The sequence below is a fragment of the Ensifer sp. genome (genome assembly GCF_035999185.1).
Lineage (GTDB): Bacteria > Pseudomonadota > Alphaproteobacteria > Rhizobiales > Rhizobiaceae > Ensifer.
Window position 1 is genome coordinate 31,397 of record NZ_DASYHB010000206.1, and the last position, 22,742, is coordinate 54,138.

25 protein-coding genes are annotated in these 22,742 nt (G+C 62.2%); 14 read left to right on the top strand and 11 right to left on the bottom strand.

The annotated features are described in order from the left end of the window. Positions 1-180: 180 nt before the first annotated feature. The 4 genes from purC (at position 181) to VGO04_RS29380 (ending at position 2,519) form a co-directional block, all read left to right on the top strand. On the top strand, positions 181-945 hold the full coding sequence (gene purC / locus VGO04_RS29365) for a phosphoribosylaminoimidazolesuccinocarboxamide synthase (RefSeq protein ID WP_065373601.1): 765 nt from the start codon (positions 181-183) through the stop codon (positions 943-945). Between the two features lie 17 nt (positions 946-962). After that, positions 963-1,205, top strand: a complete 243-nt coding sequence (purS, locus tag VGO04_RS29370; protein ID WP_034794427.1) for a phosphoribosylformylglycinamidine synthase subunit PurS — start codon at positions 963-965, stop codon at positions 1,203-1,205. 178 nt (positions 1,206-1,383) lie between these two features. Next, positions 1,384-2,055: a phosphoribosylformylglycinamidine synthase subunit PurQ gene (gene purQ, locus VGO04_RS29375; protein WP_327499508.1), complete on the top strand. Its 672-nt coding sequence runs from the start codon at positions 1,384-1,386 to the stop codon at positions 2,053-2,055. Positions 2,056-2,111: 56 nt separating this feature from the next. Further along, entirely contained in the window at positions 2,112-2,519 is a 408-nt protein-coding gene (locus tag VGO04_RS29380; RefSeq protein ID WP_327499509.1) for a hypothetical protein, read from the top strand. Positions 2,520-2,613: 94 nt separating this feature from the next. Here VGO04_RS29380 and VGO04_RS29385 read toward each other — a convergent pair whose 3' ends face one another. Next, positions 2,614-2,868, bottom strand: coding sequence for a DUF1127 domain-containing protein (locus VGO04_RS29385; protein ID WP_327499510.1), 255 nt, complete (start codon positions 2,866-2,868; stop codon positions 2,614-2,616). Between the two features lie 82 nt (positions 2,869-2,950). On the opposite strand from VGO04_RS29385, the gene VGO04_RS29390 reads away from it, so the two are divergent. Both VGO04_RS29390 and VGO04_RS29395 read left to right on the top strand, forming a co-directional pair. Then, positions 2,951-4,369 (top strand): PLP-dependent aminotransferase family protein, encoded by a 1,419-nt coding sequence (locus VGO04_RS29390; protein WP_327499511.1) that lies wholly within the window; start codon positions 2,951-2,953, stop codon positions 4,367-4,369. A gap of 91 nt (positions 4,370-4,460) precedes the next feature. Continuing rightward, on the top strand, positions 4,461-5,042 hold the full coding sequence (locus VGO04_RS29395) for an acyloxyacyl hydrolase (protein WP_327499512.1): 582 nt from the start codon (positions 4,461-4,463) through the stop codon (positions 5,040-5,042). 42 nt (positions 5,043-5,084) lie between these two features. Here VGO04_RS29395 and VGO04_RS29400 read toward each other — a convergent pair whose 3' ends face one another. Next, positions 5,085-5,252 (bottom strand): hypothetical protein, encoded by a 168-nt coding sequence (locus VGO04_RS29400; protein ID WP_156134025.1) that lies wholly within the window; start codon positions 5,250-5,252, stop codon positions 5,085-5,087. Here VGO04_RS29400 and purL point away from each other — a divergent pair. From purL to VGO04_RS29430, 6 genes are all read left to right on the top strand, one after another. After that, complete coding sequence (gene purL / locus VGO04_RS29405) at positions 5,239-7,470, top strand: phosphoribosylformylglycinamidine synthase subunit PurL (protein WP_327499513.1); 2,232 nt, start codon at positions 5,239-5,241, stop codon at positions 7,468-7,470. The genes VGO04_RS29400 and purL overlap by 14 nt on opposite strands. 238 nt (positions 7,471-7,708) lie before the next feature. Continuing rightward, positions 7,709-7,942 carry a BolA family protein gene (locus VGO04_RS29410; RefSeq protein WP_057248940.1) on the top strand — a complete coding sequence of 78 codons (234 nt, stop codon included), beginning with the start codon at positions 7,709-7,711 and terminating at the stop codon, positions 7,940-7,942. A 6-nt stretch (positions 7,943-7,948) separates the two neighbouring features. Next, the gene (locus VGO04_RS29415; RefSeq protein WP_327499514.1) at positions 7,949-8,194 is read left to right on the top strand and encodes a hypothetical protein; all 246 of its coding nucleotides are present in this window, start codon (positions 7,949-7,951) and stop codon (positions 8,192-8,194) included. A gap of 130 nt (positions 8,195-8,324) precedes the next feature. After that, positions 8,325-8,663, top strand: coding sequence for a Grx4 family monothiol glutaredoxin (gene grxD / locus VGO04_RS29420; RefSeq protein WP_327499515.1), 339 nt, complete (start codon positions 8,325-8,327; stop codon positions 8,661-8,663). Between the two features lie 481 nt (positions 8,664-9,144). Continuing rightward, on the top strand, positions 9,145-10,383 hold the full coding sequence (locus tag VGO04_RS29425; RefSeq protein WP_327499516.1) for a multidrug effflux MFS transporter: 1,239 nt from the start codon (positions 9,145-9,147) through the stop codon (positions 10,381-10,383). A 99-nt stretch (positions 10,384-10,482) separates the two neighbouring features. Next, positions 10,483-11,775, top strand: coding sequence for a multidrug effflux MFS transporter (locus VGO04_RS29430; RefSeq protein ID WP_327499517.1), 1,293 nt, complete (start codon positions 10,483-10,485; stop codon positions 11,773-11,775). 80 nt (positions 11,776-11,855) lie between these two features. Here the strand turns inward: VGO04_RS29430 and VGO04_RS29435 are convergent, their stop codons facing one another. The 5 genes from VGO04_RS29435 to VGO04_RS29455 form a co-directional block, all read right to left on the bottom strand. Continuing rightward, positions 11,856-12,680 (bottom strand): inositol monophosphatase, encoded by an 825-nt coding sequence (locus VGO04_RS29435; RefSeq protein ID WP_327499518.1) that lies wholly within the window; start codon positions 12,678-12,680, stop codon positions 11,856-11,858. Beyond that, a complete protein-coding gene (gene ttcA / locus VGO04_RS29440) occupies positions 12,677-13,561 on the bottom strand; it encodes a tRNA 2-thiocytidine(32) synthetase TtcA (protein ID WP_327499519.1) in 885 nt (294 codons plus the stop codon). Before ttcA ends, VGO04_RS29435 begins: the two co-directional genes overlap by 4 nt. A 212-nt stretch (positions 13,562-13,773) precedes the next feature. Next, entirely contained in the window at positions 13,774-14,721 is a 948-nt protein-coding gene (locus VGO04_RS29445) for a glutaminase (protein WP_327499520.1), read from the bottom strand. Positions 14,722-14,871: 150 nt separating this feature from the next. After that, positions 14,872-15,489, bottom strand: coding sequence for a 30S ribosomal protein S4 (gene rpsD / locus VGO04_RS29450; RefSeq protein ID WP_034794529.1), 618 nt, complete (start codon positions 15,487-15,489; stop codon positions 14,872-14,874). 227 nt (positions 15,490-15,716) lie between these two features. Next, positions 15,717-16,244, bottom strand: a complete 528-nt coding sequence (locus VGO04_RS29455; protein ID WP_327499521.1) for a MarR family transcriptional regulator — start codon at positions 16,242-16,244, stop codon at positions 15,717-15,719. Positions 16,245-16,354: 110 nt separating this feature from the next. Between VGO04_RS29455 and VGO04_RS29460 the strand changes: the two genes are divergently transcribed. Further along, positions 16,355-16,690 (top strand): cupin domain-containing protein, encoded by a 336-nt coding sequence (locus VGO04_RS29460; RefSeq protein WP_327499522.1) that lies wholly within the window; start codon positions 16,355-16,357, stop codon positions 16,688-16,690. Positions 16,691-16,749: 59 nt separating this feature from the next. On the opposite strand, the gene VGO04_RS29465 is transcribed toward VGO04_RS29460, so the two are convergent. Beyond that, entirely contained in the window at positions 16,750-18,267 is a 1,518-nt protein-coding gene (locus VGO04_RS29465) for an ATP-binding protein (protein ID WP_327499523.1), read from the bottom strand. A gap of 300 nt (positions 18,268-18,567) precedes the next feature. On the opposite strand from VGO04_RS29465, the gene VGO04_RS29470 reads away from it, so the two are divergent. Beyond that, the gene (locus VGO04_RS29470; RefSeq protein ID WP_327499524.1) at positions 18,568-18,753 is read left to right on the top strand and encodes a hypothetical protein; all 186 of its coding nucleotides are present in this window, start codon (positions 18,568-18,570) and stop codon (positions 18,751-18,753) included. 36 nt (positions 18,754-18,789) lie between these two features. Here VGO04_RS29470 and murI read toward each other — a convergent pair whose 3' ends face one another. The 3 genes from murI to VGO04_RS29485 form a co-directional block, all read right to left on the bottom strand. Continuing rightward, positions 18,790-19,635: a glutamate racemase gene (murI, locus tag VGO04_RS29475; protein WP_327499525.1), complete on the bottom strand. Its 846-nt coding sequence runs from the start codon at positions 19,633-19,635 to the stop codon at positions 18,790-18,792. After that, complete coding sequence (locus tag VGO04_RS29480; protein WP_327499526.1) at positions 19,622-20,467, bottom strand: RNA methyltransferase; 846 nt, start codon at positions 20,465-20,467, stop codon at positions 19,622-19,624. The genes murI and VGO04_RS29480 overlap by 14 nt, the downstream gene beginning before the upstream one ends. 86 nt (positions 20,468-20,553) lie before the next feature. Next, on the bottom strand, positions 20,554-22,530 hold the full coding sequence (locus tag VGO04_RS29485; protein ID WP_327499528.1) for an FUSC family protein: 1,977 nt from the start codon (positions 22,528-22,530) through the stop codon (positions 20,554-20,556). Positions 22,531-22,742 lie beyond the last annotated feature (212 nt).

Genomic DNA, 22,742 nt, shown 5'->3' on the forward strand with positions numbered 1-22,742 from the left:
CAAAACGATGGTCAAACTGCAATGCGAAGTTTTCGGGTTTGATGACTTTCGTGTTACCCTGAGCAAATCAGGGGACTGCAGGATGCGCCGATTGTGAAATCCGTTCTTTTCAGATAAGGACCCGCTAGAGATACTCCACGTGCGCGACCCAAGAGCGCCAAAAACACAGAGACAACATCTATGAATCGTCGCCGCCGTATCTACGAGGGCAAGGCAAAGATCCTCTATGAGGGTCCGGAGCCGGGCACGCTGATCCAGTTTTTCAAGGACGACGCGACCGCCTTCAACAAGAAAAAGCATGACGTGATCGACGGCAAGGGCGTTCTGAACAACCGGATCTCCGAGTACATCTTCACGCATCTCAACCGCATCGGCATTCCGACCCATTTCATCCGCCGCCTCAACATGCGCGAGCAGTTGATCAAGGAAGTCGAGATCATTCCGCTCGAGATCGTCGTGCGCAATGTTGCTGCCGGATCGCTGGCCAAGCGTCTCGGCATCGAGGAAGGCACCGTCCTGCCCCGGTCGATCATCGAGTTCTACTACAAGGCCGATGCGCTCGAAGACCCGATGGTCTCCGAAGAGCACATCACTGCATTTGGTTGGGCGAGCCCGCAGGAACTTGACGACGTCATGGCGCTCGCCATCCGCATCAACGACTTCCTCACTGGCCTGTTCCTCGGCGTCGGCATTCAGCTCGTCGATTTCAAGATCGAGTGCGGCCGCCTGTTCGAAGGCGACATGATGCGCATCATCCTTGCCGACGAGATTTCGCCGGACAGCTGCCGCCTTTGGGACATCGAGACCAAGGAAAAGCTCGACAAGGACCGCTTCCGCCGCGACCTCGGTGGCCTCGTCGAGGCCTATCAGGAAGTCGCCCGCCGTCTCGGCATCATGAACGAGAACGAACCTGTGCGTGGCACCGGTCCGGTTCTGGTGAAATAACTTCGGGGAAAATCAAAGTGATCAAGGCACGTGTAACCGTGACGCTGAAGAACGGCGTTCTCGATCCGCAGGGCAAGGCAATCGAAGGTGCGCTTGGCGCGCTCGGCTTCGACGGCATCGGCCAGGTTCGTCAGGGCAAGGTCTTCGACCTGCAGATCGAATCGGCCGACAAGGCCAAGGCCGAGGAAGACCTCAAGGCGATGTGCGAAAAGCTGCTCGCCAACACCGTGATCGAGAACTACAGCATCTCGTTCGCCTGACCGGAAACGGTCTGGCTTAAACTGAATTAGGTTCCGCGTTTCGGCGCGGGACCGGATCTGCTAAACGCCGCGGTAGCACGAACCCTTGAAGGGAATAAGGCTGTTTTGGCGTAACGGGTGCCGAGCCTTCCCTTGGGTGCGGTATCGAAACCATCTCGCCGCTTACGGAGACAGAGTTATGAAGTCAGCCGTCGTCCAGCTTCCGGGCCTCAATCGCGACCGCGACATGATCGCGGCCCTCACCAAGATCTCAGGCAAGGCGCCCGTCACCGTCTGGCAGACGGAAACGGACATTCCCGATGTCGACCTGATCGTCATCCCAGGTGGCTTCTCCTATGGCGACTACCTTCGCTGCGGCGCGATCGCTGCGCGCATGCCCGTCATGCAGGCGATCAAGGCCAAGGCGGAAAAAGGCGTCAAGGTTCTCGGCGTGTGCAACGGCTTCCAGATCCTCGTCGAGGCGGGCCTGCTGCCGGGCGCGCTGATGCGCAACGCCTCGCTGAAGTTCGTCTGCCGCGAGATCAAGCTCGAAGTCGTCAACGCCGATACGGACTTCACCCGCGCCTATTCCAAGGGCCAGATCATCCGCTCGCCGGTTGCCCATCACGATGGCAACTATTTTGCCGATGCCGAGACGCTCAAGGCGATCGAAGGCAATGGCCAGGTCCTGTTCCGCTACGCTGAAGGCACCAACCCGAACGGATCGATGAACGACATCGCCGGCGTGATGAACGCCAAGGGTAACGTGCTCGGCATGATGCCGCACCCGGAAAACCTGATCGAAGCCGCGCACGGCGGTTCTGACGGTCGCGGGCTCTTTGCGTCGGCGCTCGAAGTAATCGCCGCTTAACCATCCGGCTGATAGAAGGCATCCGACCCATCCCCCGAACGCGAGCGAGACCGTCGATGCCTTCAATTGCCCCTGTACGCCTGACCAGCATCGCTTGCACTGTGTTCGGGCTCGCGCTGCTCGCTTCGTGCCAGTCGCCGAAGCCGCCAGCCCCCAGCCCGAACACCGCGGCGCTGCCGACCATGGAGCGCGTGGCGCTTGGCGCCAACAGCTGCTGGTTCAAATCCGGCGATCCCGCCTTCAAGTCCTATCGGCTGGCGCCGGAACTCAATTCCTTCTCCGGGCGCCCGCGCATCCTGATCGTACCGCGCAAGTCGCCGGAAGCGCGACCCCTCGCCGTCGTCCAGGCGGAGGGCAATCCGGCCCGTCTGCAGGCATTCGGGCCGCTGATGAACGAGCCGACGGGTACGCGCATGGCCGCCGATATCCGTCGCTGGGCCGCAGGTAGCCAGGGCTGCAAATAAGCCGCTCTCGCCTTGCTGAACGCATCCAAAAGTCGGTCGACCCGAGAAGGTCGCGCCGGCTTTTTGCTGTCCGTGGTTCGTGGAGCGATCGAACCTACCGCCAGAACGGCACGGCTGATTCCTCCCGCGCGTCCTTCTGCGATACGCCGATATCCTTCAGCTGCCAGTCGCTCATCTCGCCGAGCGCCAGCCGGCCGCGCCGCCTTGCATCGAGTTCGCAGTAGTAACCCCAGAGCCGCTTGAGCAGGCTTTCGCGCTCGTCCGAGTAGTCGCCACCAAACAACGTGTCGGTGCGTCTGCTCGAGCTGACCTCGATGTGGGACGAACAAATTGTATCTATTGTACTCATTGAATACCCCAATGCAGCGATTGTTACCGTTGTTATGGTGATAATTGACATATTCCGCGCTGTAATCTAAAGAATTGTCACTATGACAAATTGGCTCCCAGACATTCAGCAGGGTCACGGTCCGCTCTATGCGCGGATCGCTGATCAGATCGAGCACGCAATTGGTAACGGCGCCCTGCCCGTCGGTGCCAAATTGCCCCCGCAACGCAATCTTGCCTACGATATCGGCGTGACAATTGGCACGATCGGCCGTGCGTACAACATCGTGCGCGAGCGTGGGCTGGTGAGCGGCGAAGTCGGACGCGGCACCTATGTACTCGATCATCCAGAGAGCCGGCCGCCGGAACAATCCGATCCGCTGACGACCTCGCTTGCCGGTACGCGCCCGCTGGTGGCGCCGGCTGGAAAGTTGAGGTTCGACAGCACGGCGGCACCGGATATCGGCCAAGGCGCGGTCCTGAGCGAACTGCTGAGCGAGATCAGCCAGGACCACCACGCCGACATTGCGAGCTATGCGCGTAACTTTCCCGACCACTGGTTTGAAGCCGGCTGCCAATGGCTGGCGCGCGGCAGCTATCAGCCGAAGCCGGAGAATATCGTACCGACCTTGGGCGCCCATGCGGCGGTCGTCGCCGTCATCGCCGCGGTGACCGCGCCGGGCGATCGCATCGCTTTCGAAACGCTCACCTATTCTCAAGTCAGCCGCAGCGCCGGTCTCATCGGCCGCCGGACGACACTGGTTGAGTCGGATGGGTTCGGGATGATCCCAGAGGACTTCGAGCGCGTCTGCGCCCAACAGCATCCGAAGCTCGCCTTCCTGATGCCGAGCGCCCACAATCCGACGGTCGCGATTATGCCGCTGGCCCGTCGGCAGGCAATTGCTGATATTGCCCGCAAATACGGCGTATGGCTGGTCGAGGACGACCTTTATGGCGCGATGACCGGCGACCAGACGCCGCCCTTGGCCGAGCTCGCGCCGGAGCGCACCTTCCTGGTCGGCGGCCTGTCGAAGTCGGTTGCCGCCGGCGTTCGTGGCGGCTGGGTCGCCTGCCCGCCGCATTTCAGCCAGCGCATCCGCATCTCCCACAAGATGGTGAGCGGCGGCCTGCCCTTCATCCTGGCCGAGCTTTGCGCCCGCCTGGTGCTGTCCGGCTCGGCGGCGATCCTGCGCGCCAAGGGCATTGAAGAGGTGCGCGCTCGCGAGGCCATGGCGCGCGAGGTCTTTGAAGGCATCGAGTTTACCTCGCATCCCTCCATTCCGTTCCTCTGGATGAAGCTGCCCGATCCCTGGCTGTCCGGTACCTTCAAGCAGGCGGCGTTGCAGGAAGGCGTACTCGTCGATGACGAGGATGAGTTCAAGGCCGGCCGCACCGACCGTGTCTTCCACCGCATCCGCATCGGCTTTTCCTCGCCGCGCGACCGTGCGGAGGTAAGGGGCGGTTTCCAGGCGTTGAAGCGGCTGCTCGACAGCGGGCGTGCAGGCTACGACAGTTTTGAGTGACTAACGGAATCCTCGGGGTGACTTTCGCGCAAGGTTACGCATCATACTGTTTTAGCAGTCTTGCGTATTTGATTCGCTTCAAGGATTCCGCATGCCGCTATCGTCCAGCCTGCCCCGTTCGTGCCGCCTCTCCGCTTGCCTTTCTCTAGCCGCAGCCACATTGATCGCCGCGCCGGCCTTCGCCGCCGAAGGTGTGTTCGATGAAATGCGCTTCGGCGTGACGACCTCGATCGCCAGCGGCGACAAGCAGGAAGACGGCGTATTTCCGTCATTCACCGTATACTTCGACCCGTTCGATGCGGATGGCGCGACAGACCTTGGAGAGAAGCTTCTGCGCCCGCGTGTCTATACCGGCGCAGCGGTTGCGACTTCATCCAACGGCGTCAATCAGGCCTATGGCGGCTTAAGCTGGACTTTCGACATGACGAAGCGCCTCTTTGTCGAGTTCGGCGCCGGTGGTACGGTTCATGATGGCGACCTCGACAATCCGAATGGCGATGGTCCGCAGCTTGGTTGCCGCTTCCTGTTCCGCGAATATGCCGCAGCCGGCGTTCGCCTCGACGAACACTGGAACGTTTCGGCGACAATCGAACACGCGTCTCATGCCAATCTCTGCGACGGGCCCAATAACGGCCTGACACGCGCCGGCCTCGCCCTCGGCTACAAGTTCTAAGGCCGGGCGGTTCAATCGCCTTCCGCAAAGCACTGACGGGCATCAACCGCTGTTGATCGCCCGTATTTTTCTGTCGCGCCGCGCCGCAGCATAGGTTAAAGAAGCCGCAAAGCGCCCCCTGTTTCTGTTGCGGTTCGCACGCGCCATATTCCTCTTTCGTGGATTGCGCGCCGCCCGAAGGATTTGACGGTCGACGATGACGATTTCCAACACCCGCCCCATCACCCCGGACCTCATCGCATCGCACGGGCTGAAGCCCGATGAATATGAGCGCATTCTCGGCCTGATCGGACGCGAGCCGACCTTTACCGAGCTCGGCATCTTCTCGGCGATGTGGAACGAGCACTGCTCCTACAAGTCCTCCAAGAAGTGGCTGCGAACGCTGCCGACCAAGGGACCGCGCGTCATCCAGGGCCCGGGCGAAAATGCCGGCGTCGTCGACATCGATGACGGCGACTGCGTCGTTTTCAAGATGGAGAGCCACAACCACCCGTCTTATATCGAGCCCTACCAGGGCGCGGCAACGGGCGTTGGCGGTATCCTGCGCGACGTCTTCACCATGGGCGCCCGTCCGGTCGCTGCCATGAACGCGCTGCGCTTCGGCGCGCCTGACCATCCGAAGACCCGCCACCTCGTTTCCGGCGTCGTTGCCGGCGTCGGCGGTTACGGCAACTCCTTCGGCGTTCCGACCGTCGGCGGCGAAGTCGAGTTCGACGCCCGCTACAACGGCAACATCCTCGTCAACGCCTTTGCCGCCGGTCTCGCCAAGAGCGACGCGATCTTCTACTCCAAGGCCGAAGGCGTCGGCCTGCCCGTCGTCTATCTCGGCGCCAAGACCGGCCGTGACGGTGTCGGCGGCGCGACCATGGCGTCTGCCGAATTCGACGAGTCGATCGAAGAGAAGCGCCCGACCGTCCAGGTCGGCGACCCCTTCACCGAAAAGTGCCTGCTGGAAGCCTGCCTTGAGCTGATGCAGACGGGCGCCGTCATCGCCATCCAGGACATGGGTGCGGCCGGCCTCACCTGCTCGGCCGTTGAAATGGGCGCCAAGGGCGACCTCGGCATCGAACTCAACCTCGACACCGTGCCGGTGCGCGAAGAGCAGATGACCGCCTATGAGATGATGCTGTCGGAGAGCCAGGAGCGCATGCTCATGGTGCTGGAGCCCGCCAAGGAAGAAGTCGCCAAGGCGATCTTCGTCAAGTGGGGCCTCGACTTTGCGATCGTCGGCAAGACCACGGACGACCTGCGCTTCCGCATCCTGCACCAGGGCGAGGAAGTGGCCAACCTGCCGATCAAGGAACTGGGCGATGAAGCGCCGGAATACGATCGCCCCTGGACGCCGGCCAAGACCGCCGCTCCGCTCGCAACCAACGACATCCCGCAGGCAGACGTCGCCGATGCGCTCGTCAAGCTCGTCGGTTCGGCCAACAATTCCTCGCGCCGCTGGGTTTACGAGCAGTACGACACGCTGATTCAGGGCAATTCGCTGCAGCTGCCGGGCGGTGACGCCGGCGTCGTGCGCGTCGAAGGCCATGCTTCGAAGGCACTCGCCTTCTCGTCCGACGTCACGCCGCGCTATGTCGAGGCCGACCCGTTCGAAGGTGGCAAGCAGGCTGTCGCCGAGTGCTGGCGCAACCTGACGGCTACCGGCGCGCTGCCGCTCGCCGCCACCGACAACCTCAACTTCGGCAACCCGGAACGTCCTGAAATCATGAGCCAGCTGGTTCATGCCATCAAGGGCATCGGCGAAGCCTGCACCGCGCTCGACTTCCCGATCGTGTCGGGCAACGTCTCGCTCTACAACGAGACCAATGGCCAGGGCATCCTGCCGACCCCGACGATCGGCGGCGTTGGACTGATCAAGGACTGGTCGAAGATGGCGCGTATCCGCTTTGCCGCGGAAGGCGAAACGATTCTTGTCGCCGGCGCACCTGCCGGTCTCGGCTCGCACATCGCCCAGTCGGTCTACATGCGCGACATTCACGGCCGCACCGACGGCCCGGCGCCGTATGTGGATCTCGCGCATGAGCGCAAGGTCGGCGACTTCGTCCGCAGCCTGATTGTCGACGGTCTTGTGACCGCCGTTCACGACTGCTCGTCGGGCGGTCTGGCGCTTGCTGTTGCCGAAATGGCTATGGCTTCCGGCATCGGCGCCACGGTTGACGCCGTCGCCGGTCACGATCCGATTGCCACCTTCTATGGCGAAGACCAGGGCCGCTATGTTGTGACGGTCGCTGCCGGCGCACTCGACGCGGTTGTCGCTCGCGCGAAGGCTGCGGGCGTGGCTCTGCCGATCATCGGCAAGACCGGTGGCGATACCGTCAAGCTCGGCGACGCCAAGGCGGTCTCTGTCGCACACCTGCGCTCGGCCCACGAAGGTTGGTTCCCCGAGTTCATGCAGGGCGACCTCGCCCCCGAGAACTGAGAACAGAATCGGTGACGGGAGCCGCTTTCGGTGGCTTCCGTCCCCTTCCATGCGCGTCTCTAAAGGCGCAGCGCGTGGCACTGCTTTGGCGCCATCATCGGATGGCCTCGCAGCCCAATGCTCGCCTCCCTCACCCAATTCAGCAATTGCGTTCCGCCCCTGAATCGTGGTTCCCTAATTTCATGGACGGCGTCGGCAGGCTGCTGACGTTGCAGAATAAAAAGGGAGTTGGCGTATCATGCCCATGACACCAGGCGACATCGAAGACATGATCAAGGCGGGGATTCCCGGTGCCAAGGTCACGATCCGCGATCTGGCCGGTGACGGCGACCACTATGCCGCCGAAGTCGTGGCCGAAGCGTTTCGCGGCAAGACCCGCGTGCAGCAGCACCAGATGGTCTACAATGCCTTGAAGGGCAACATGGGGGGCGTTCTGCATGCCCTTGCGCTTCAGACGAGTGCGCCGGAGTAGACCTCGATGGCCGACCTGATCAAGGAACTCGTCAGCGGCGTCGTCGACAGTGCGCTGAAGGAAATCCTCAAGAAGACCGGCGTCAAGCGAACCTCGAGCAAGCGGACAAAGCGACGGACGCGGACAAGTTCGTCGGGTGGCGGGCTTCTGGGAGATATTCTTGAGGCCGCCATCCGTAAACCCGCGAAGAAGCAGGTGAGCCGCCGCAAGACGGCGGCGGCCCGCAGCAGGACCCGTCGGCGCACCGCTTGAGTGGTAATAAAACCACATCTTGAGGCCCATCAATATTTGTTGCGATTGGGTGGTGAAAATCACCAATATGCATGCTATCTATGACCCAATTGATTTCCGGCCCTTGAAGCCGGCGCAGGAAGGAAGACAGATGAGCGGAATTCACGAATTCATCGACAACGAAGTCAAGACGAACGATGTGGTGCTCTTCATGAAGGGTACGCCGCAGTTCCCGCAGTGTGGCTTCTCCGGTCAGGTTGTCCAGATTCTCGATTACATCGGCGTCGACTACAAGGGCCTCAACGTGCTCGCCGACGCTGACCTGCGTCAGGGTATCAAGGACTATTCGAACTGGCCGACGATCCCGCAGCTCTACGTCAAGGGCGAATTCGTCGGCGGTTGCGACATCGTGCGTGAGATGTTCCAGGCCGGCGAATTGCAGTCGCACCTCGAGGCCCAGGGCATTGCCGTCAAGGGCGCCGCCGCTTAAGTCCAAGGACGCCTTGTCCCGATCTATCGGAGAAGGCGGGCAATCCCGCCTTTTTTGATTCGGATATCTGTCCGGGTTTCGAATTTCGTTGTCTTTCCAGTGGCTTTGCGCGTTCTCTTCGCGTGAAGACCGTTCGAGTGTTTTGAAAGCGTGCTTCCTTCCTGCAACGTTTCCGACGTTCTGAAGCGAAGCCTGGGGCCGAATTCCCGGCCTGTCATGAAGCAGTCGCGATCGTTCGGCATAAGCAGCCAACAGAGGTTCCCGCCTCGACGCTTCCGGCGCAGAAATTGCCCGGCCGCTGCCGATCGATGTTTCCCTCGCTTCATGTAGGCCCGGTTCCATGCGGTGCGGCTGCCCTGTCGCTCCTGCCCGAAATCCTTATGCCGACCGGCATTGCGCCAGCCGACATCCTACTTGTCCGGATCCGTCCGGAGCCAAACCTGTTTTGCTTGCGCCCACCGCGCCGCTAGGACTTTTGAAAATGACAAGCGTGACCACCGATAACGCCCTGCCCGGCGTGACGAAATTCCAGTTCATCGCGATGATGGCCATGCTGATGGCGACCAACGCAATCTCGATCGACATCATGCTTCCGGGCCTGCAGCAGATCGGCGCAAGCCTCGGCGTTGCCTCGGAGAACGAGCGGCAATACATCATCACTGCCTATCTGCTCGGCATGGGCGTGGCGCAACTGTTCTTCGGTCCGCTTTCGGATCGCTTCGGACGCCGGCCTCCGCTTCTGGCTGGCCTTGCGCTTTATGCTCTCTGCGCGCTCGCAATTGCGGTTGTGCCGAGCTTCGGCCTGATGCTGGCCCTGCGCTTCGTACAGGGCGCAGGCGCCGCGGCGACACGCGTCATCACTATCTCGATCGTGCGCGACGTCTACGGTGGCCGGCAGATGGCCGAGGTCATGTCGCTTGTCATGATGGTGTTCATGATCGTGCCGGTCGTTGCCCCCTCGATCGGTCAGTTGATCATCAGCTTTGCCGAATGGCATATGATCTTTGTCATCGTCGCGCTTTATGCCGTGATGAACATCGCGGTCGTGCTCTCCAAGCTCGGCGAAACGCTCGATCCGGCCCATCGCCGCGCCTTCACGCCGTCGGTCATCCTCAACGGTTTCCGCATCGTGCTGACCAACCGGCTGTCGCTGCTCTATACGCTCGCGACCTCGGTGATCCTTGGCGCGCTGTTCGGCTTCATCAACTCGGCGCAGCAGGTGCTGGTCGGCGTCTACGACCTTGGCGTGTGGTTTCCGCTTGTGTTTGCGGCCTTCGCGAGTATGATGGCGGTCGCTTCCTTCACCAACTCCCGCCTCGTCCGCCGCTTCGGCATGCGGCCGCTGTCGCATGCGGCTCTCGTCGGTTTCACACTGGCAAGCTTCGTGTGGATGTCGGCCTCGCTCTATGCACCGCTGCCCTTCCCGGTCTTCGTGGTCCTCTACTGCGCCACGATGTTCCAGTTCGGGCTGATCGCGCCGAACTTCAACGCCATGGCCATGGAGCCGCTCGGCCACGTTGCCGGCACCGCCTCCTCGGTGCTGGGCTTCATGCAGACGATCGGCGGCAGCGTGATCGGAGCGTTCATCGGCCAGTCGTTCGACGGTACCGCCGTACCGCTCGCCACCGGCTACTTCACCGTTGCTGCCATCGGCCTCGTCTTCGTGCTTATCGCCGAGCGCGGCAAGCTTTTCAAACCGCACCATCAGCCGGCCGGCTGATTTCTGCAGCGCCACGCGTCTTAGAAGATGCGTAAAGGTCGCTGTAGCGCTCTCAACTGCTGGCCAGTCGTTTCAAGATTGAATTTACGGGATTTCCCAATGTCCACCATCGCCAATCAATCCGAACATATCGACGGGGTTTCAGGGGCTCAGCGCCTGAACATGGGCCTCTTCGAATTCATCATCACCATCGCCGTCATGACGGCGAGCGTCGCCATCGCCATCGACAGCATGCTGCCGGCGCTTCCGGCGATCGGCCAGTCGCTGAACGTTGCCAACACCAATGACAGCCAGCTGGTGATCGGCGTCTTCTTCCTCGGCTTCGGCATCTCGCAGATCTTCTTCGGCAGCCTGTCCGATGCCTTCGGGCGTCGCCGCGTGCTGCTCGGTGGTCTCGCCTTCTTCACCGTGTCGATGTTTGCCGCGGCGCTGACCGAGAGCTTCGAAACGCTTCTCATCCTGCGCTTCATCCAGGGCATCGGCGCCGCCGCGATCCGCATCACCACGATGGCGATCGTGCGCGACTGCTTCGGCGGCCGCGAGATGGCGCGTGTCATGTCCTATGTCATGATCGTCTTCATGATCGTGCCGATCGTCGCACCCTCGATCGGCCAGCTGGTCATCCTCTATGCCAATTGGCACTGGATCTTCATCCTGATCGGCATCGTCGGCGCGATCCTGTTTGCCTGGGCCTTTGCGCGCATGAAGGAGTCCCTGCCCCAGGAAGAGCGGCTGCCGCTCTCCGTCGGTGCGGTTGCCTCCGGCTTCAAGACCGTTCTGACCAACCGCATCACCTGCGGCTACATGATTGGCATGACGCTGTTTACCGCCGTCATCTGCGCCTACATCGTCACCGTCCAGCAGATCTTCGGTGAGGTCTATGGCCTTGGCGATTGGTTGCCGATCGCCTTTGCCGGCACGGCTGGCGGCATTGCGGTTGCGAATTTTGCCAACGGCTTCTTCGTCCGCAGCTTCGGCATGCGCCGCATCTCCCACGTCTCGATGATCCTGTTCACGCTGATCTCGGTCGCCGGTTTCGTCATGTCGCTCGCCGGCACGCCGGCTTTCGCCGTCAGCTACCTGATGTTCTCGGTGCTGTTGATGTTCTTTGCGGTGATCGCGACGAACTTCACAGCCATCAGCCTTGAGCCGATGGGCCACCTCGCCGGCACCGCGACAGCCATTACCGGCTTCGTCTCGACGACAGGCGGCGCCTTGATCGGCGGCGCCGTCGGACAGCTGTTCAACGGCACGCTGCAGCCGCTCTTCGGTGGGTTCGCCCTCTTCGGCCTCTTCACGATCCTCGCGACGCTCTGGGCGGAAAAGGGCAAGCTCTTCACCCATCCCGGCGACAAGGACGTCAACATGGATCACGGTGGCGGCCACATGTAAGCGGCGGCCGCTTGGCAAACAAAAGCCCGCCCGGAGCGATCCGGGCGGGCTTTTTCATTTGTGCGCGAGCTGAGAGAGGCTCAGACCGTAAACACCTCGCGGCGCAGCGTTTCCCAGCTCTCCTTGTCGGTGGCCAGCAGCAGGCCGCCGTTCAGATGCTGCGGCAGATAGGGCGAGCCGTCGAAGCGCGCCGCATAGGCGCCCGCTTCCTGCGAGATCAACGTCCCGGCCAGGTGATCCCAGGGCATCAGCTTCTGGTACATGAGGAAGTGAATGTGGCCGGCGGCGAACATGCGGTATTCGTGTGCGGCACAGCGATAGCTCGTCGCAATCCGAACCTTGGCCATGTTGGCCATGACCTCGCGCCGCGCTTCTTGCGCGTAAAACCCGGTCGAGGCTCCGCCGACCATGGCTTCGAGCGGAACGCCCGCAGTCACCGAGAGGCGCTCCTGCGAACCGTCAGGACGGCACATCCAGGTGCCAGACCCCTTCTCTGCAATCACCCAATCATTGCCGAGCGGATCGTAGATGATGCCGGCGACCGTTTCGCCCTTCGAGACGACGCTCGCCATGACGCCGAAGAGCGGCAGGCCGGCGGCAAAGTTGAAGGTGCCGTCGATCGGATCGACGACGACGGCAAGATCGGCGTCCGCAAGCTTGTCGAGCAGGGCCGGCTCGGCCGCGACCGATTCTTCGCCGACGAACAGCGCGCCCGGCGCCACGTCTTCGATGCGCGCCTTGATCAGCCGCTCGGCCGCCTCGTCGCCTTCGGTCACGAGGTCGATCGCTTCCGATTTCATCCTGACGTCACCGGCATCGAGATTGCGAAACCGCGGCAGGATCTCTTTGACCGCGGCTTCCTGCATGAGATTGGCAAGGCCGGCGATGTCGACGGAATGGCTCATTCTTTGGGCTCCGGTGTGAGGGACTGGAAATCGAACAGCTTGGGATCGAGCAGATGCGACGGGTTCACGTGGCCGAGTGCGCGCAGCATCGTGTCCTTGCGGCCCGGCATGCGCCGCTCGAGATCGGAAAGCATTGCCTTCATCGCGTTGCGCTCAAGGCCGTCCTGCGAGCCGCAGAGGTCGCAAGGAATGATCGGGAACTCCATGGCTGCCGCGAACTTGGCAAGATCGTCCTCCGCCGCATAGGCGAGCGGGCGAAGCAGCATCAGATCGCCTTCGTCGTTCAGAAGCTTCGCCGGCATCGACGCCAAGCGGCCGCCGTGGAAGAAGTTCATGAAGAAGGTTTCGAGGATATCCTCGCGGTGATGGCCGAGAACCAGCGCGTCGCAGCCCTCTTCGCGGGCGATGCGATAGAGGTTACCGCGGCGCAGCCGCGAACAGAGCGAACAATAGGTAGCACCCGCCGGCATCTTCTCCTTCACGATCGAATAGGTGTCGCGGTATTCGATGCGGTGTTTGACGCCGATCGAAGCCAGGTATTCCGGCAGGATGTGCTTCGGGAAGTTCGGCTGGCCCTGGTCGAGATTGCAGGCAATGAGCTCCACCGGCAGCAGGCCGCGCCATTGCAGATCCATCAGCAGCGCGAGCAGGCTGTAGCTGTCCTTGCCGCCGGACAGGCCGACGAGCCAGCGCTTCGAGCCCTTCAGCATGCCGAAATCGTCGAGCGCCTGGCGGGTCTGGCGCAGGAGGCGCTTGCGCAGCTTGTTGAACGAGACGGACGACGGCATGCGGCTGAACAGCGGATGCGCGGTCGCGTCGGTCTCTGTCTCATCAAAAAGGGTTTCGGCCGGGTCTTGCGACGCGTTGAGCGAAAGGTCCATGGCGGGGATCCTGTGCGGCAGTCGGGCGCAATCGGCGCCCGGCATATCTTCGCCTGCACTTGCCCGCTCCGGCTGTCAAGATCAAGGGAAATCGGCCGTAGCCGGCCCTTTAGGGCATGTCGCGCAAAAGTGTGCAGCAGTTTTGCGATAACGATATGCGAAAAATCAAGAGCTTAAAGCGCGGTTGCGCATCTGAAAGATCGCGATGCGCTTTAAGGCCCGAACACCGACCAGCCGGTACGTGCGGCGAGCATTTCGAGCGCCAGCGACCCGAGCAGCGAGTTGCCGTTCTCATTAAGGCCCGGCGACCAGACGGCAACCGAGGCCTTGCCGGGGGCGACCGCCATGATGCCGCCGCCAACGCCGCTCTTGCCCGGAAGGCCGACACGATAGGCGAAATCGCCGGAGCCGTCATAGTGGCCGCACGTCAGCATCAGCGCATTGATGCGTCGCGCCCGCTGGCGCGAGACGACATTGTGGCGGGTAATCGGATTGGTTCCGCCGGCGGCGAGAAACAGACCCGCCTTGGCGAGCTGGCTGCAGGTCATCGACAGCGCGCAGTGGTGGAAGTAGACGCCGAGCACGTGCTCCACGGGGTGGTCGAGACGTCCATAGGAGCGCATGAAGTTGGCGAGGGCAAAGTTGCGGAAGCCTGTGGCCGTTTCCGATCGCGCCACCTCGTGGTCGATGACGATCTGGTCGTCATCGGCGAGATAGCGGACGAACTGCACGATTTCGCCGATCAGTTCGCGCGGCGTATGGCCGGCAAGGATCAGGTCGCTGATGGTGATGGCGCCGGCATTGATGAAGGGATTGCGCGGCTTGCCGCCCTCGTGTTCCAGCTGGACGATCGAATTGAACGCCGAGCCCGACGGTTCGCGACCGACGCGGTGCCAGATGTTTTCGCCGTGCTTGCCGAGCGCGAGCGTGAGGGTGAACACCTTCGACACGCTCTGGATGGAAAACGGCACCTCGGCGTCACCGACGCGATAGATCTTGCCGTCGGTGGTGACGATCGCCATGCCGAAATGCTTGGCGTCGACGCGGGCGAGCTGCGGGATGTAGTCGGCAACCTTGCCCTGGCCGAAGCGCGGGCTCAGTTCGCGATGGATGTCCTCGATGATCGCCTGCAGGTCCTGCGGCACATTCTGCTCGGGCATCGGGCTTCCCTCTTACTCATCGCCTTCGCGCGAAGGGACGAAACGGCGTTTGATGCTTGGGTCCGCGCTGAGCGGATGCTGGTCTGCACTGACAAAAAAACCGCCCGTTTCCGGGCGGTTCTCGATACGTCACAAGGCGTGAGCCTCGGATTAACGCGAATAGAATTCGACGACCAGGTGCGGTTCCATGACGACGGCGTAAGGAACGTCGGAGAGAACCGGAACGCGGACGAAGGTCGCGACCATCTTGTTGTGATCAGCTTCGATGTAGTCCGGAACGTCGCGCTCAGCGAGCGAAACCGATTCGAGAACGGTTACGAGCTGCTTGGACTTTTCCTTGACTTCGATGACGTCGCCCGGCTTGCAACGGTAGGAACCGATGTTGACGCGAACGCCGTTAACCTTGACGTGGCCATGGTTGACGAACTGACGTGCAGCGAAAACGGTCGGAACGAACTTTGCGCGGTAGACGATCGCGTCGAGACGCGACTCGAGCAGGCCGATCAGGTTTTCCGGGGTGTCACCCTTGCGACGGTCAGCTTCGGCGAAGATCGCACGGAACTGTTTCTCGCGGATGTCGCCGTAGTAGCCCTTGAGCTTCTGCTTGGCGCGCAGCTGTACACCGAAGTCCGAAAGCTTGGACTTGCGGCGCTGGCCGTGCTGGCCCGGGCCGTATTCGCGGCGGTTTACCGGGGACTTCGGACGGCCCCAGATGTTTTCGCCCATACGGCGGTCAATTTTGTACTTGGACGATTCGCGCTTGCTCATCGCATTTCCTTTCAAACAGTTACACCGGCCTGTTTCCAAACCGGATCAAGGAAACACGCCCTCCTCTGAACCCATTTTCTAAGGCTCTGACAGGTTTCTCACGATCACGCTGACGGAGAAGCCACGGGACATGTCAATGAAACACCGGACATTTCTGCCCGGCGTTGGGGCGGCTTTAGTGGTTCCAGCCGGCATTGTCAAACGAATTTGCCGCTTCAGCCACCATTTCACGCCGGGTTTCCGGTCTGCTCGCTTTCAAGTGAAACAAGCAGCTTCCTCAGGAGTGCTGCAAGGGCTGCACGTTCGTCCGGCTCAAGGCCTTCGAGATAGCGTGCCTCGCTCGCCATGTCTGCCCGAAACGCCGATTCGGCAAGCGCTATCCCCTTCTCCGTCAACCCGACGACGCTGCTGCGGCCGTCGGATGCTGAACGCTCGCGCAGGATCAGCCCGGCCTTTTGCAGCCGATCAAGCCGATGCGTCAGTCCGCCAGACGAGATCATCAGCAGCGTGTAAAGATCGGTTGGCGTCAGCCGATAAGGCGGCCCGGAGCGGCGGAGCGTCGAGAGCACGTCGAATTCGCCGCGATCAAGGCCGAAGGAGGCGAAGGTCTCCTCGATCGACGGGCGCACGAGGTTTGACAGTCGATAGGCCCTTCCGAGGATCGTCATCGGCTCGGTATCGAGATCCGGCAACTCGTGATCCCATTGCGCCCTTAGCCGGTCGACGTGATCGCTCTTTGCATTTTCGTTTTGCATTGCCTTGCTCCAGCGCTGCGAAAGTATCTTGACGAGAAGATAGTTTGGCATAATATCTTCTCGTGAAGATAGTTCATTCCGGGCAGAACGCCAAGCAGATGGAGGCCAGCATGTTTCATGTCATTCCGCGCTCAGAGCAAAAGCCGAGTCCAAAACGCACGATCCTGTTCGAGGGCGGGCAATACGGCACGCCGATTTCGCTGTTCCTGATGGATGCGGAGCCAGGCCAGGGTCCGGCGCTGCATGTCCATCCCTATGCCGAGACATGGCTTATTCATTCCGGCGAGGCAGAGTTCACGGTCGGCGATCAGACGCTTATCGGCAAGGCTGGCGATATCATCGTCGTGGAGGCGGGCACGCCCCACCGTTTCGTGAACAACGGCAACGCACGACTGGAGATGACCTGCATCCACGCGTCCGAGCGCGTCATACAGGAATTTATCTGAGCCATGCCGAGCCGGTCGACATGGTCATTTGTCTCGCGAGAAACGATGGCTTGAACGGCTCATTCCGCCGCGGCGGCAGCCGGATCAACCGTGTCCGGGCCGTTGGCGTCACCCGGCGCAGTCTCGCAGCCAAGGTCCGGGAAGGCAACGATGCGCTTGCCGGCGAAGTCGGCATGGATGACGATCAGCCCATGCTCCTCGAAATAACCGAGCAGACGGCGCGCGCGACGGGCGGAATGGGTGCCATAGGCGCGCGCGATCATCGCGTCAGATGGGCACGGTAGCCGCCGTACCGCCGCCTGCGCCATCATCAGGAACACGGCCTGCAGGTCTTCGGTGACGCGGTCGGCAAGCTGCAAGGCCTGCGCCCAGGTTTCGCTCGCTGCCGTCTCCGCATCGACGCCCGAGCGCGCGACCGCCATCTTGCGGCGGAAGGCGCCAAGCGACAGTGCCGTGCCGGATGGCAGGCGACGAATACGGCAGCGCACCAGGAAGTCCTGGAACAGTTCCGCATCGGGTCTAAAGGCGGCTTCGGGATTGGCGAGGATTTCCAGGAACACGCTGTCGAGCAGCCCTTCCTTCTCCTCCGGCGTCATTTCCGGTTGCGCCGGCCGTGCTTCGGCCGGGGCAACAGGCTCGGGCCGTGGCCGCGACAGTTCCGCAAGGATGTCGGTCGTCGGGCGCGGCGGCGCCACGGCGCGGCGCATGATAGGCCGCGTCAGCTCGTCCGGATCCGGCGTGAAGATCAGATCTTCCACGTCCTGCGGCGCTTCGGGCAATGGCATCAGCTTCGGGCTCGTCGAGCGCGCCGAGGTCTCGACGGCGCCGATCGTCACCCTCAGCGGCCGCCGCGAAAGCGCCGGCCCGAGCGCGACGAAGGAGCCGCGCTTCAAGTCGCGGAACATCTCCGCCGTGCGCCGGTCCATGCCGAGCAGGTCGGCGGCGCGCAGCATGTCGATGTCGAGGAAGGTGCGGCCCATCAGGAAGTTGGAGGCTTCGGCCGCAACGTTCTTGGCAAGTTTCGCCAGGCGCTGCGTCGCGATCACGCCGGCAAGTCCGCGCTTACGGCCGCGGCACATGAGGTTCGTCATGGCGCCGAGGGAAATCTTGCGCACCTCTTCGGTGACATCGCCGGCAACCGAAGGCGCAAACATTTGCGCTTCGTCGACGACGACGAGAACCGGGTACCAGTATTCGCGGTCCGCATCGAACATGGCGTTGAGAAAGACGCCGGCATTGCGCATCTGCTGCTCGATATCGAGCCCTTCGAGCGAGAGCACGCAGGAGACGCGATGCTGGCGGATGCGGGTGGCAATGCCGATCAGTTCGGCATCGGTGCGCTCGCCCTCGACGACCACGTGGCCGAACTTGTCGGCAAGCGTGACGAAATCGCCCTCGGGATCGATGATGCACTGCTGCACCCAGGGTGCCGACTGCTCCAGTAGCCGGCGCAACAGATGCGACTTGCCCGAACCGGAATTGCCCTGCACCAGCAGACGGGTGGCCAGAAGCTCCTCGATATCGAGCGAGGCCGAGGTCCCTTCGGACGTCGCTCCCATGTCGATGCCGACCTTCATTTCCACCTCTTCGCGTTACGCTCGCGCATTTCCGGACGCAAAATCGTTGCTCACTTTTGAAATGCTCTGGACTGATTCGCGGTCATTCGCAGACCGCCCATCGGGCGACACCTAGCACGGTTTCTCAGGAAATCGTGCCGCCGAGACTGAAAACCCACAGGGAATACGCTTCGCGAAGAGAGCCTGATGCACAATCCGGTTGCAGCAAGATAAAGTTGAGATCGACTGAAATTCTTACTTTTACGTGCAGAGACGAATGCCCATATGAGTTTTGGTCGAAGCGATTTGCCAGGGGCAGCAATGGAACATTACGAGACGGAACAGCAAATGGAGCTGCACAATCTCGATCAGCGTATGCGCAATGCTTACAAGGACACGCAACGGGTCGCCTCGAAAGACGATGCCGCTCGCGCCAGCCGTATGCGCTTTCGCGCCGCTTGCTTGTTGGCCGTTCTCATCGGCCTGTTGCTTGCGATCTTCTCTTAGAGCGCCGGGCGTTCATAGGAACGCGGAAAGGGCGCTCTACCCGATCGCTTCGGCGTGCCCTGCCCTTTTTTCAATGTTGGCATCCGGTGCCACCGTCAGGCCGAAGCCCTGCATCAGCCGTCGTGTAGCAAAATCCGGCCTGCCAGAGGTGAAGATCGCCGGATCAATCCCATTCAGCGGCTCGAACCCGTTCGGCAGCGGCACGAGCGAACGCGCTCGCCGGGCAATGGCTTCAGCCGGGTCCAGCCAGTCGACCGGCCAGGGCGCGAGCCGGCGAAAGACATTGGCCATGAAAGGATAGTGCGTGCAGGCGAGCACGACGATGTCGGTCTTTTTGCCGTCCATCTCGACGAAACACGGCGCGATCTCGGCAAGTACGGTCTCGTCGTCCAGCTTCTCGCCGCGGATATAGGATTCGGCCATCTTGGCGAGGTTCTCCGAGCCGACGAGCCGTACGTGGCACTGGCTGGCAAAGGACTGGATGAGGTCGCGGGTATAGGCGCGCTTGACGGTACCCGGTGTCGCCAGTACCGAGACGAGCCCGGAGCGCGTGCGCTCGGCCGCCGGCTTGATGGCAGGCACTGTGCCGACAAAGGTCATCTGGGGATAGGCCGCCCGCAGGTCCGCGCCGACAAGCGTGAACGCGGTGTTGCAGGCGATCACGCAGATTTCCGGATCGTGTTCTGAAAGCAATCGACCGAAGAGTTCGATCACCCGCCCTTTAAGCGCCGCCTCTTCCCAGCCGCCGTAGGGAAAGCCGGCATCGTCGGCGACATAGATGAAGTGCCGCTCGGGCATCAGCACCCTCGCCTCGCGCAGCACGGTCAAGCCGCCGATGCCGCTATCGAAGACGAGGATGGGCTTCAGTTCACTCGCTGTCACCGCTGTCCGATACTTTCTTGTTGGGCTCGGCTCTGCTGCTGTCGGCAGGAGCGCCGGAACCACGGGGATGTTCGCGCGAAAACCGATCGAGTGACGAGATCACGCCGCGCAACACCCGGATTTCCGTTTCGGTAAAGGATGGTCTGGTCAGAACGGTCCGCAGATTTTCGACCAATTTCGGCTTTTTGTCGGCGGAGCGGAAATAGTTGCGCGCTTCCAGCGCATCCTCGAGGTGATCGAACAGGCCCTGCAGATCATCCTTTTTCGCCGGGCGCTGTTCCAGCGCCTGGAAGGACGTCTGGTCTTCGCTTTCCATACCGGTCTTCAGCCACTCATAGGACATGAGCAGCACCGCCTGGGCGAGGTTCAGCGAGGCAAAGGCCGGATTGACCGGGAAAGTCACGATCTCGTCGGCAAGGGCTACCTCTTCGTTGGTGAGGCCGGTGCGTTCGCGGCCGAAGATGATGCCGGTCGCCTCGCCCGCGACGAAACGCTGCCTGAGCGTGCGCGCGGCCACGATCGGCGAGCGCACCGGCTTGTAGCCGTAACGGTCCCGCGCTGTCGTCGCATAGACGAAGTTGAGGTCGGCGATTGCCTCCTCGAGCGTGTCATAGAGCTTGGCGCCCTCGATGACGTGGTCAGCGCGGCTCGCGGCGGATTGGGCCTTTTCGTTTGGCCAGCCGTCGCGTGGGTTGACGAGGCGCAGTTCCGACAGGCCGAAATTGGCCATGGCACGGGCGACCATGCCGATGTTCTCGCCGAGCTGTGGATAGGCAAGAATGATCGCCGGTCCTTCGGTCAGGAGTACTCGTTCGCTGTTGGTGCCTGCCATGTCTTTCGCCTTCGTCTTTCGTTCGGCGCTTCCCTTGCACAAATGCCGGCGAAATTAAAGTCCGTGATCTGTGATCGGCCCCAAGCCTACAGATGAAGGCGGTTGAGCGATACGCCGATCATCTCCAGGCCAAGCTCTGCATCGTCCCTGGAGATTGGCAGATGCCGGTCCACCGGCGCGCCGATCCGGCCGACCTCGTAGAAATAGGCCGACGCCTTTTCGCGAACCGAGCGAACCCGTTCAATATTCTCATCGAGATCCATCGTGAAATCGGAACCGTCCTCGATCGCTTCCGTGCCGACGCGTCGGGCAAAGACGCGCGCCCAATAGGTACAGGCGAGAAAGATGGCAAGCGTCTGGCGGACATGGCCCGGGCGCGTGACCAGCTGCCAGGGCAACCCGAGCGGCTTTGCGGCGGCCGCGAGATCCCGATAGGAGCGGTCGAGCGCCTGAGAGCGGGTGACCAGGACCAGGCCCGAGGCACCGTCCCTCGCCGCCTGCAGCAAGCCCGTCAGTTCGTTGCACCAGGCCGTCACGGCGGCATCAAGTGTCGTGCGGGTGCGCGTCGGGAACACGAAGAACGCGACCGATGCCCCGGCAATCGAGCCAATCAGGGTCTCCTCAAGCCGCAATTGCAACAGATGCGGGGTAAGCACCCCCATCAGGCTATAGAGCAGCGACAACACGATGGAGACGAAGAACGTCATCGTCGCGTAGGAGACGGCGAGGAAATAGAAGGCGAGAAAGATGCAAAGGGCGCTCAGCGGCAGCACCAGATAGATGTTTCCGCCGACAAGCGTGCCGGCAACGATGCCGACCACGATGCCGAACAGCGTGCCGGCTGAGCGCTGCAGCGCCTTGACGGCGGTATCGCCGCGCGACCTGGTGTTGGTAAAGACAAGAAATGCCGCAAGCACCGCCCAGAACCAGCGCTCGCGCGACAGCATCAGCCCGAACACCATGGCAATGCCGGCTGCGAGCGTGATCTGGATGGCGCTCTTCAACGCGGGATCATCGAACGACGGTTTCCATCGGGCAGAAACGGTGCCTGTTGCCGCGGCTGGCTCCTCGAGATCCTGGGGTGAGAGCTTCGCGAGGCTCCGCGCAAGCCGCTGGCGCACATTGCGAAGCCACAGCAGCGCCTTGACCGTCTCTTCGCGGCGCGGGCTCGGATCGCCAAGCCGCGCAATCTCTTCGTCGATCCGCCCGCCGTCGCGCGCGATCATCGCCTCCACCAAGGCGGGCGGCGGCATGGCCTGGAAGCTTAAGACGATCACGCTTTCGGCCGCCAGATGCAGGTCGAAGAGATTGACGACGAGATCGGCGGACACTTGGCCGGGCTCCGGTTCCGGCCGTCGGTTTTCCGTCGGGATGAAGCTTTCGGCCATCAGCACCGCTTCCTTCAACCGCTCCTCCGCCGTGTGCAGCCGCCGGCGGTCGACATCGGAAAGCACGGGCTTGCGGGCGATGTCTGTAAGCTGCGCCAGCATCTGGTCGACGCGCCGCTGGACGCTCGCTGCCGCACGCAGGAGGTCGGCATAGCGATCATCCGGCAGCAGTCGCGTGCGAACGAGATGCGCGACCGTCGCCGACACCGCCGCGCCGAAGAACAGCGCCGGCAGTTGATCGGCCGTCGGCCTGAGATAGGCGCCGGTGAAATAGGACATGAAGGCGAACATGCCGACAGCAAAGCCGCGCGGGCCAAAGGACCGGCCGTAGACTGCGAGGAAGATGATCAGCAGGAAGACGACGTCCGAGACGTAACGATGATCTTCCAGAAGCGAGGCCAGCCCGACCATCGAGACGCCGACGATGACGGCGATGATGCGGGTCAGCCTCTGGGCCGCGACCGTGCGGTCGCGCACCGCAAGCCCGCCTTCGACCGACAGCGACGCGGCCAGGCCAAAGGCAGCCGGCGGCATCGGTACGACCAGGTAGTGGACCGCCATCAGGATCAGGACGGACACGACGACCGTCGCCGTGATCCGGGACGCCTGACGCAACCGCGAAAAGGCGGGGTCGTTGGCAAGAAGCCAATCACGCATACGGGAACGAAGTGCCATCGGATGCCTTTGCCTGTGTGCGTTCACCGCGCAAGGCCCTCGCCTCGCCGGTCCTTCCTGCATAGCGGCAGGCGCGATCTTTGCAAGGTGGACGGCGTTCAAAGCCTAGCTCGAAAGCCTTGCCAAACCCTTGGCAGCCGCCGGGTTTGGTCTCCATCCAAAGTTTCATCCAAGCATGCTTTGCGTCGCCGGTTCTGAGTGCTATAGGGCAC

Excerpts from the sequence above, each read along its gene's own strand:
- VGO04_RS29385 (WP_327499510.1), bottom strand. The coding sequence starts at position 2,868 with ATGAGTACAATAGATACAATTTGTTCGTCCCACATCGAGGTCAGCTCG.
- rpsD (WP_034794529.1), bottom strand. The coding sequence starts at position 15,489 with ATGAGCAAGCGCGAATCGTCCAAGTACAAAATTGACCGCCGTATGGGC.
- VGO04_RS29425 (WP_327499516.1), top strand. The coding sequence starts at position 9,145 with ATGACAAGCGTGACCACCGATAACGCCCTGCCCGGCGTGACGAAATTC.
- VGO04_RS29455 (WP_327499521.1), bottom strand. The coding sequence starts at position 16,244 with ATGCAAAACGAAAATGCAAAGAGCGATCACGTCGACCGGCTAAGGGCG.
- VGO04_RS29380 (WP_327499509.1), top strand. The coding sequence starts at position 2,112 with ATGCCTTCAATTGCCCCTGTACGCCTGACCAGCATCGCTTGCACTGTG.
- ttcA (WP_327499519.1), bottom strand. The coding sequence starts at position 13,561 with ATGGACCTTTCGCTCAACGCGTCGCAAGACCCGGCCGAAACCCTTTTT.
- VGO04_RS29430 (WP_327499517.1), top strand. The coding sequence starts at position 10,483 with ATGTCCACCATCGCCAATCAATCCGAACATATCGACGGGGTTTCAGGG.
- VGO04_RS29460 (WP_327499522.1), top strand. The coding sequence starts at position 16,355 with ATGTTTCATGTCATTCCGCGCTCAGAGCAAAAGCCGAGTCCAAAACGC.
- VGO04_RS29410 (WP_057248940.1), top strand. The coding sequence starts at position 7,709 with ATGCCCATGACACCAGGCGACATCGAAGACATGATCAAGGCGGGGATT.
- VGO04_RS29390 (WP_327499511.1), top strand. The coding sequence starts at position 2,951 with ATGACAAATTGGCTCCCAGACATTCAGCAGGGTCACGGTCCGCTCTAT.
- VGO04_RS29445 (WP_327499520.1), bottom strand. The coding sequence starts at position 14,721 with ATGCCCGAGCAGAATGTGCCGCAGGACCTGCAGGCGATCATCGAGGAC.
- VGO04_RS29465 (WP_327499523.1), bottom strand. The coding sequence starts at position 18,267 with ATGAAGGTCGGCATCGACATGGGAGCGACGTCCGAAGGGACCTCGGCC.
- VGO04_RS29485 (WP_327499528.1), bottom strand. The coding sequence starts at position 22,530 with ATGGCACTTCGTTCCCGTATGCGTGATTGGCTTCTTGCCAACGACCCC.
- VGO04_RS29435 (WP_327499518.1), bottom strand. The coding sequence starts at position 12,680 with ATGAGCCATTCCGTCGACATCGCCGGCCTTGCCAATCTCATGCAGGAA.
- purC (WP_065373601.1), top strand. The coding sequence starts at position 181 with ATGAATCGTCGCCGCCGTATCTACGAGGGCAAGGCAAAGATCCTCTAT.
- VGO04_RS29415 (WP_327499514.1), top strand. The coding sequence starts at position 7,949 with ATGGCCGACCTGATCAAGGAACTCGTCAGCGGCGTCGTCGACAGTGCG.
- purL (WP_327499513.1), top strand. The coding sequence starts at position 5,239 with ATGACGATTTCCAACACCCGCCCCATCACCCCGGACCTCATCGCATCG.
- VGO04_RS29470 (WP_327499524.1), top strand. The coding sequence starts at position 18,568 with ATGGAACATTACGAGACGGAACAGCAAATGGAGCTGCACAATCTCGAT.
- purQ (WP_327499508.1), top strand. The coding sequence starts at position 1,384 with ATGAAGTCAGCCGTCGTCCAGCTTCCGGGCCTCAATCGCGACCGCGAC.
- VGO04_RS29480 (WP_327499526.1), bottom strand. The coding sequence starts at position 20,467 with ATGGCAGGCACCAACAGCGAACGAGTACTCCTGACCGAAGGACCGGCG.
- VGO04_RS29395 (WP_327499512.1), top strand. The coding sequence starts at position 4,461 with ATGCCGCTATCGTCCAGCCTGCCCCGTTCGTGCCGCCTCTCCGCTTGC.
- grxD (WP_327499515.1), top strand. The coding sequence starts at position 8,325 with ATGAGCGGAATTCACGAATTCATCGACAACGAAGTCAAGACGAACGAT.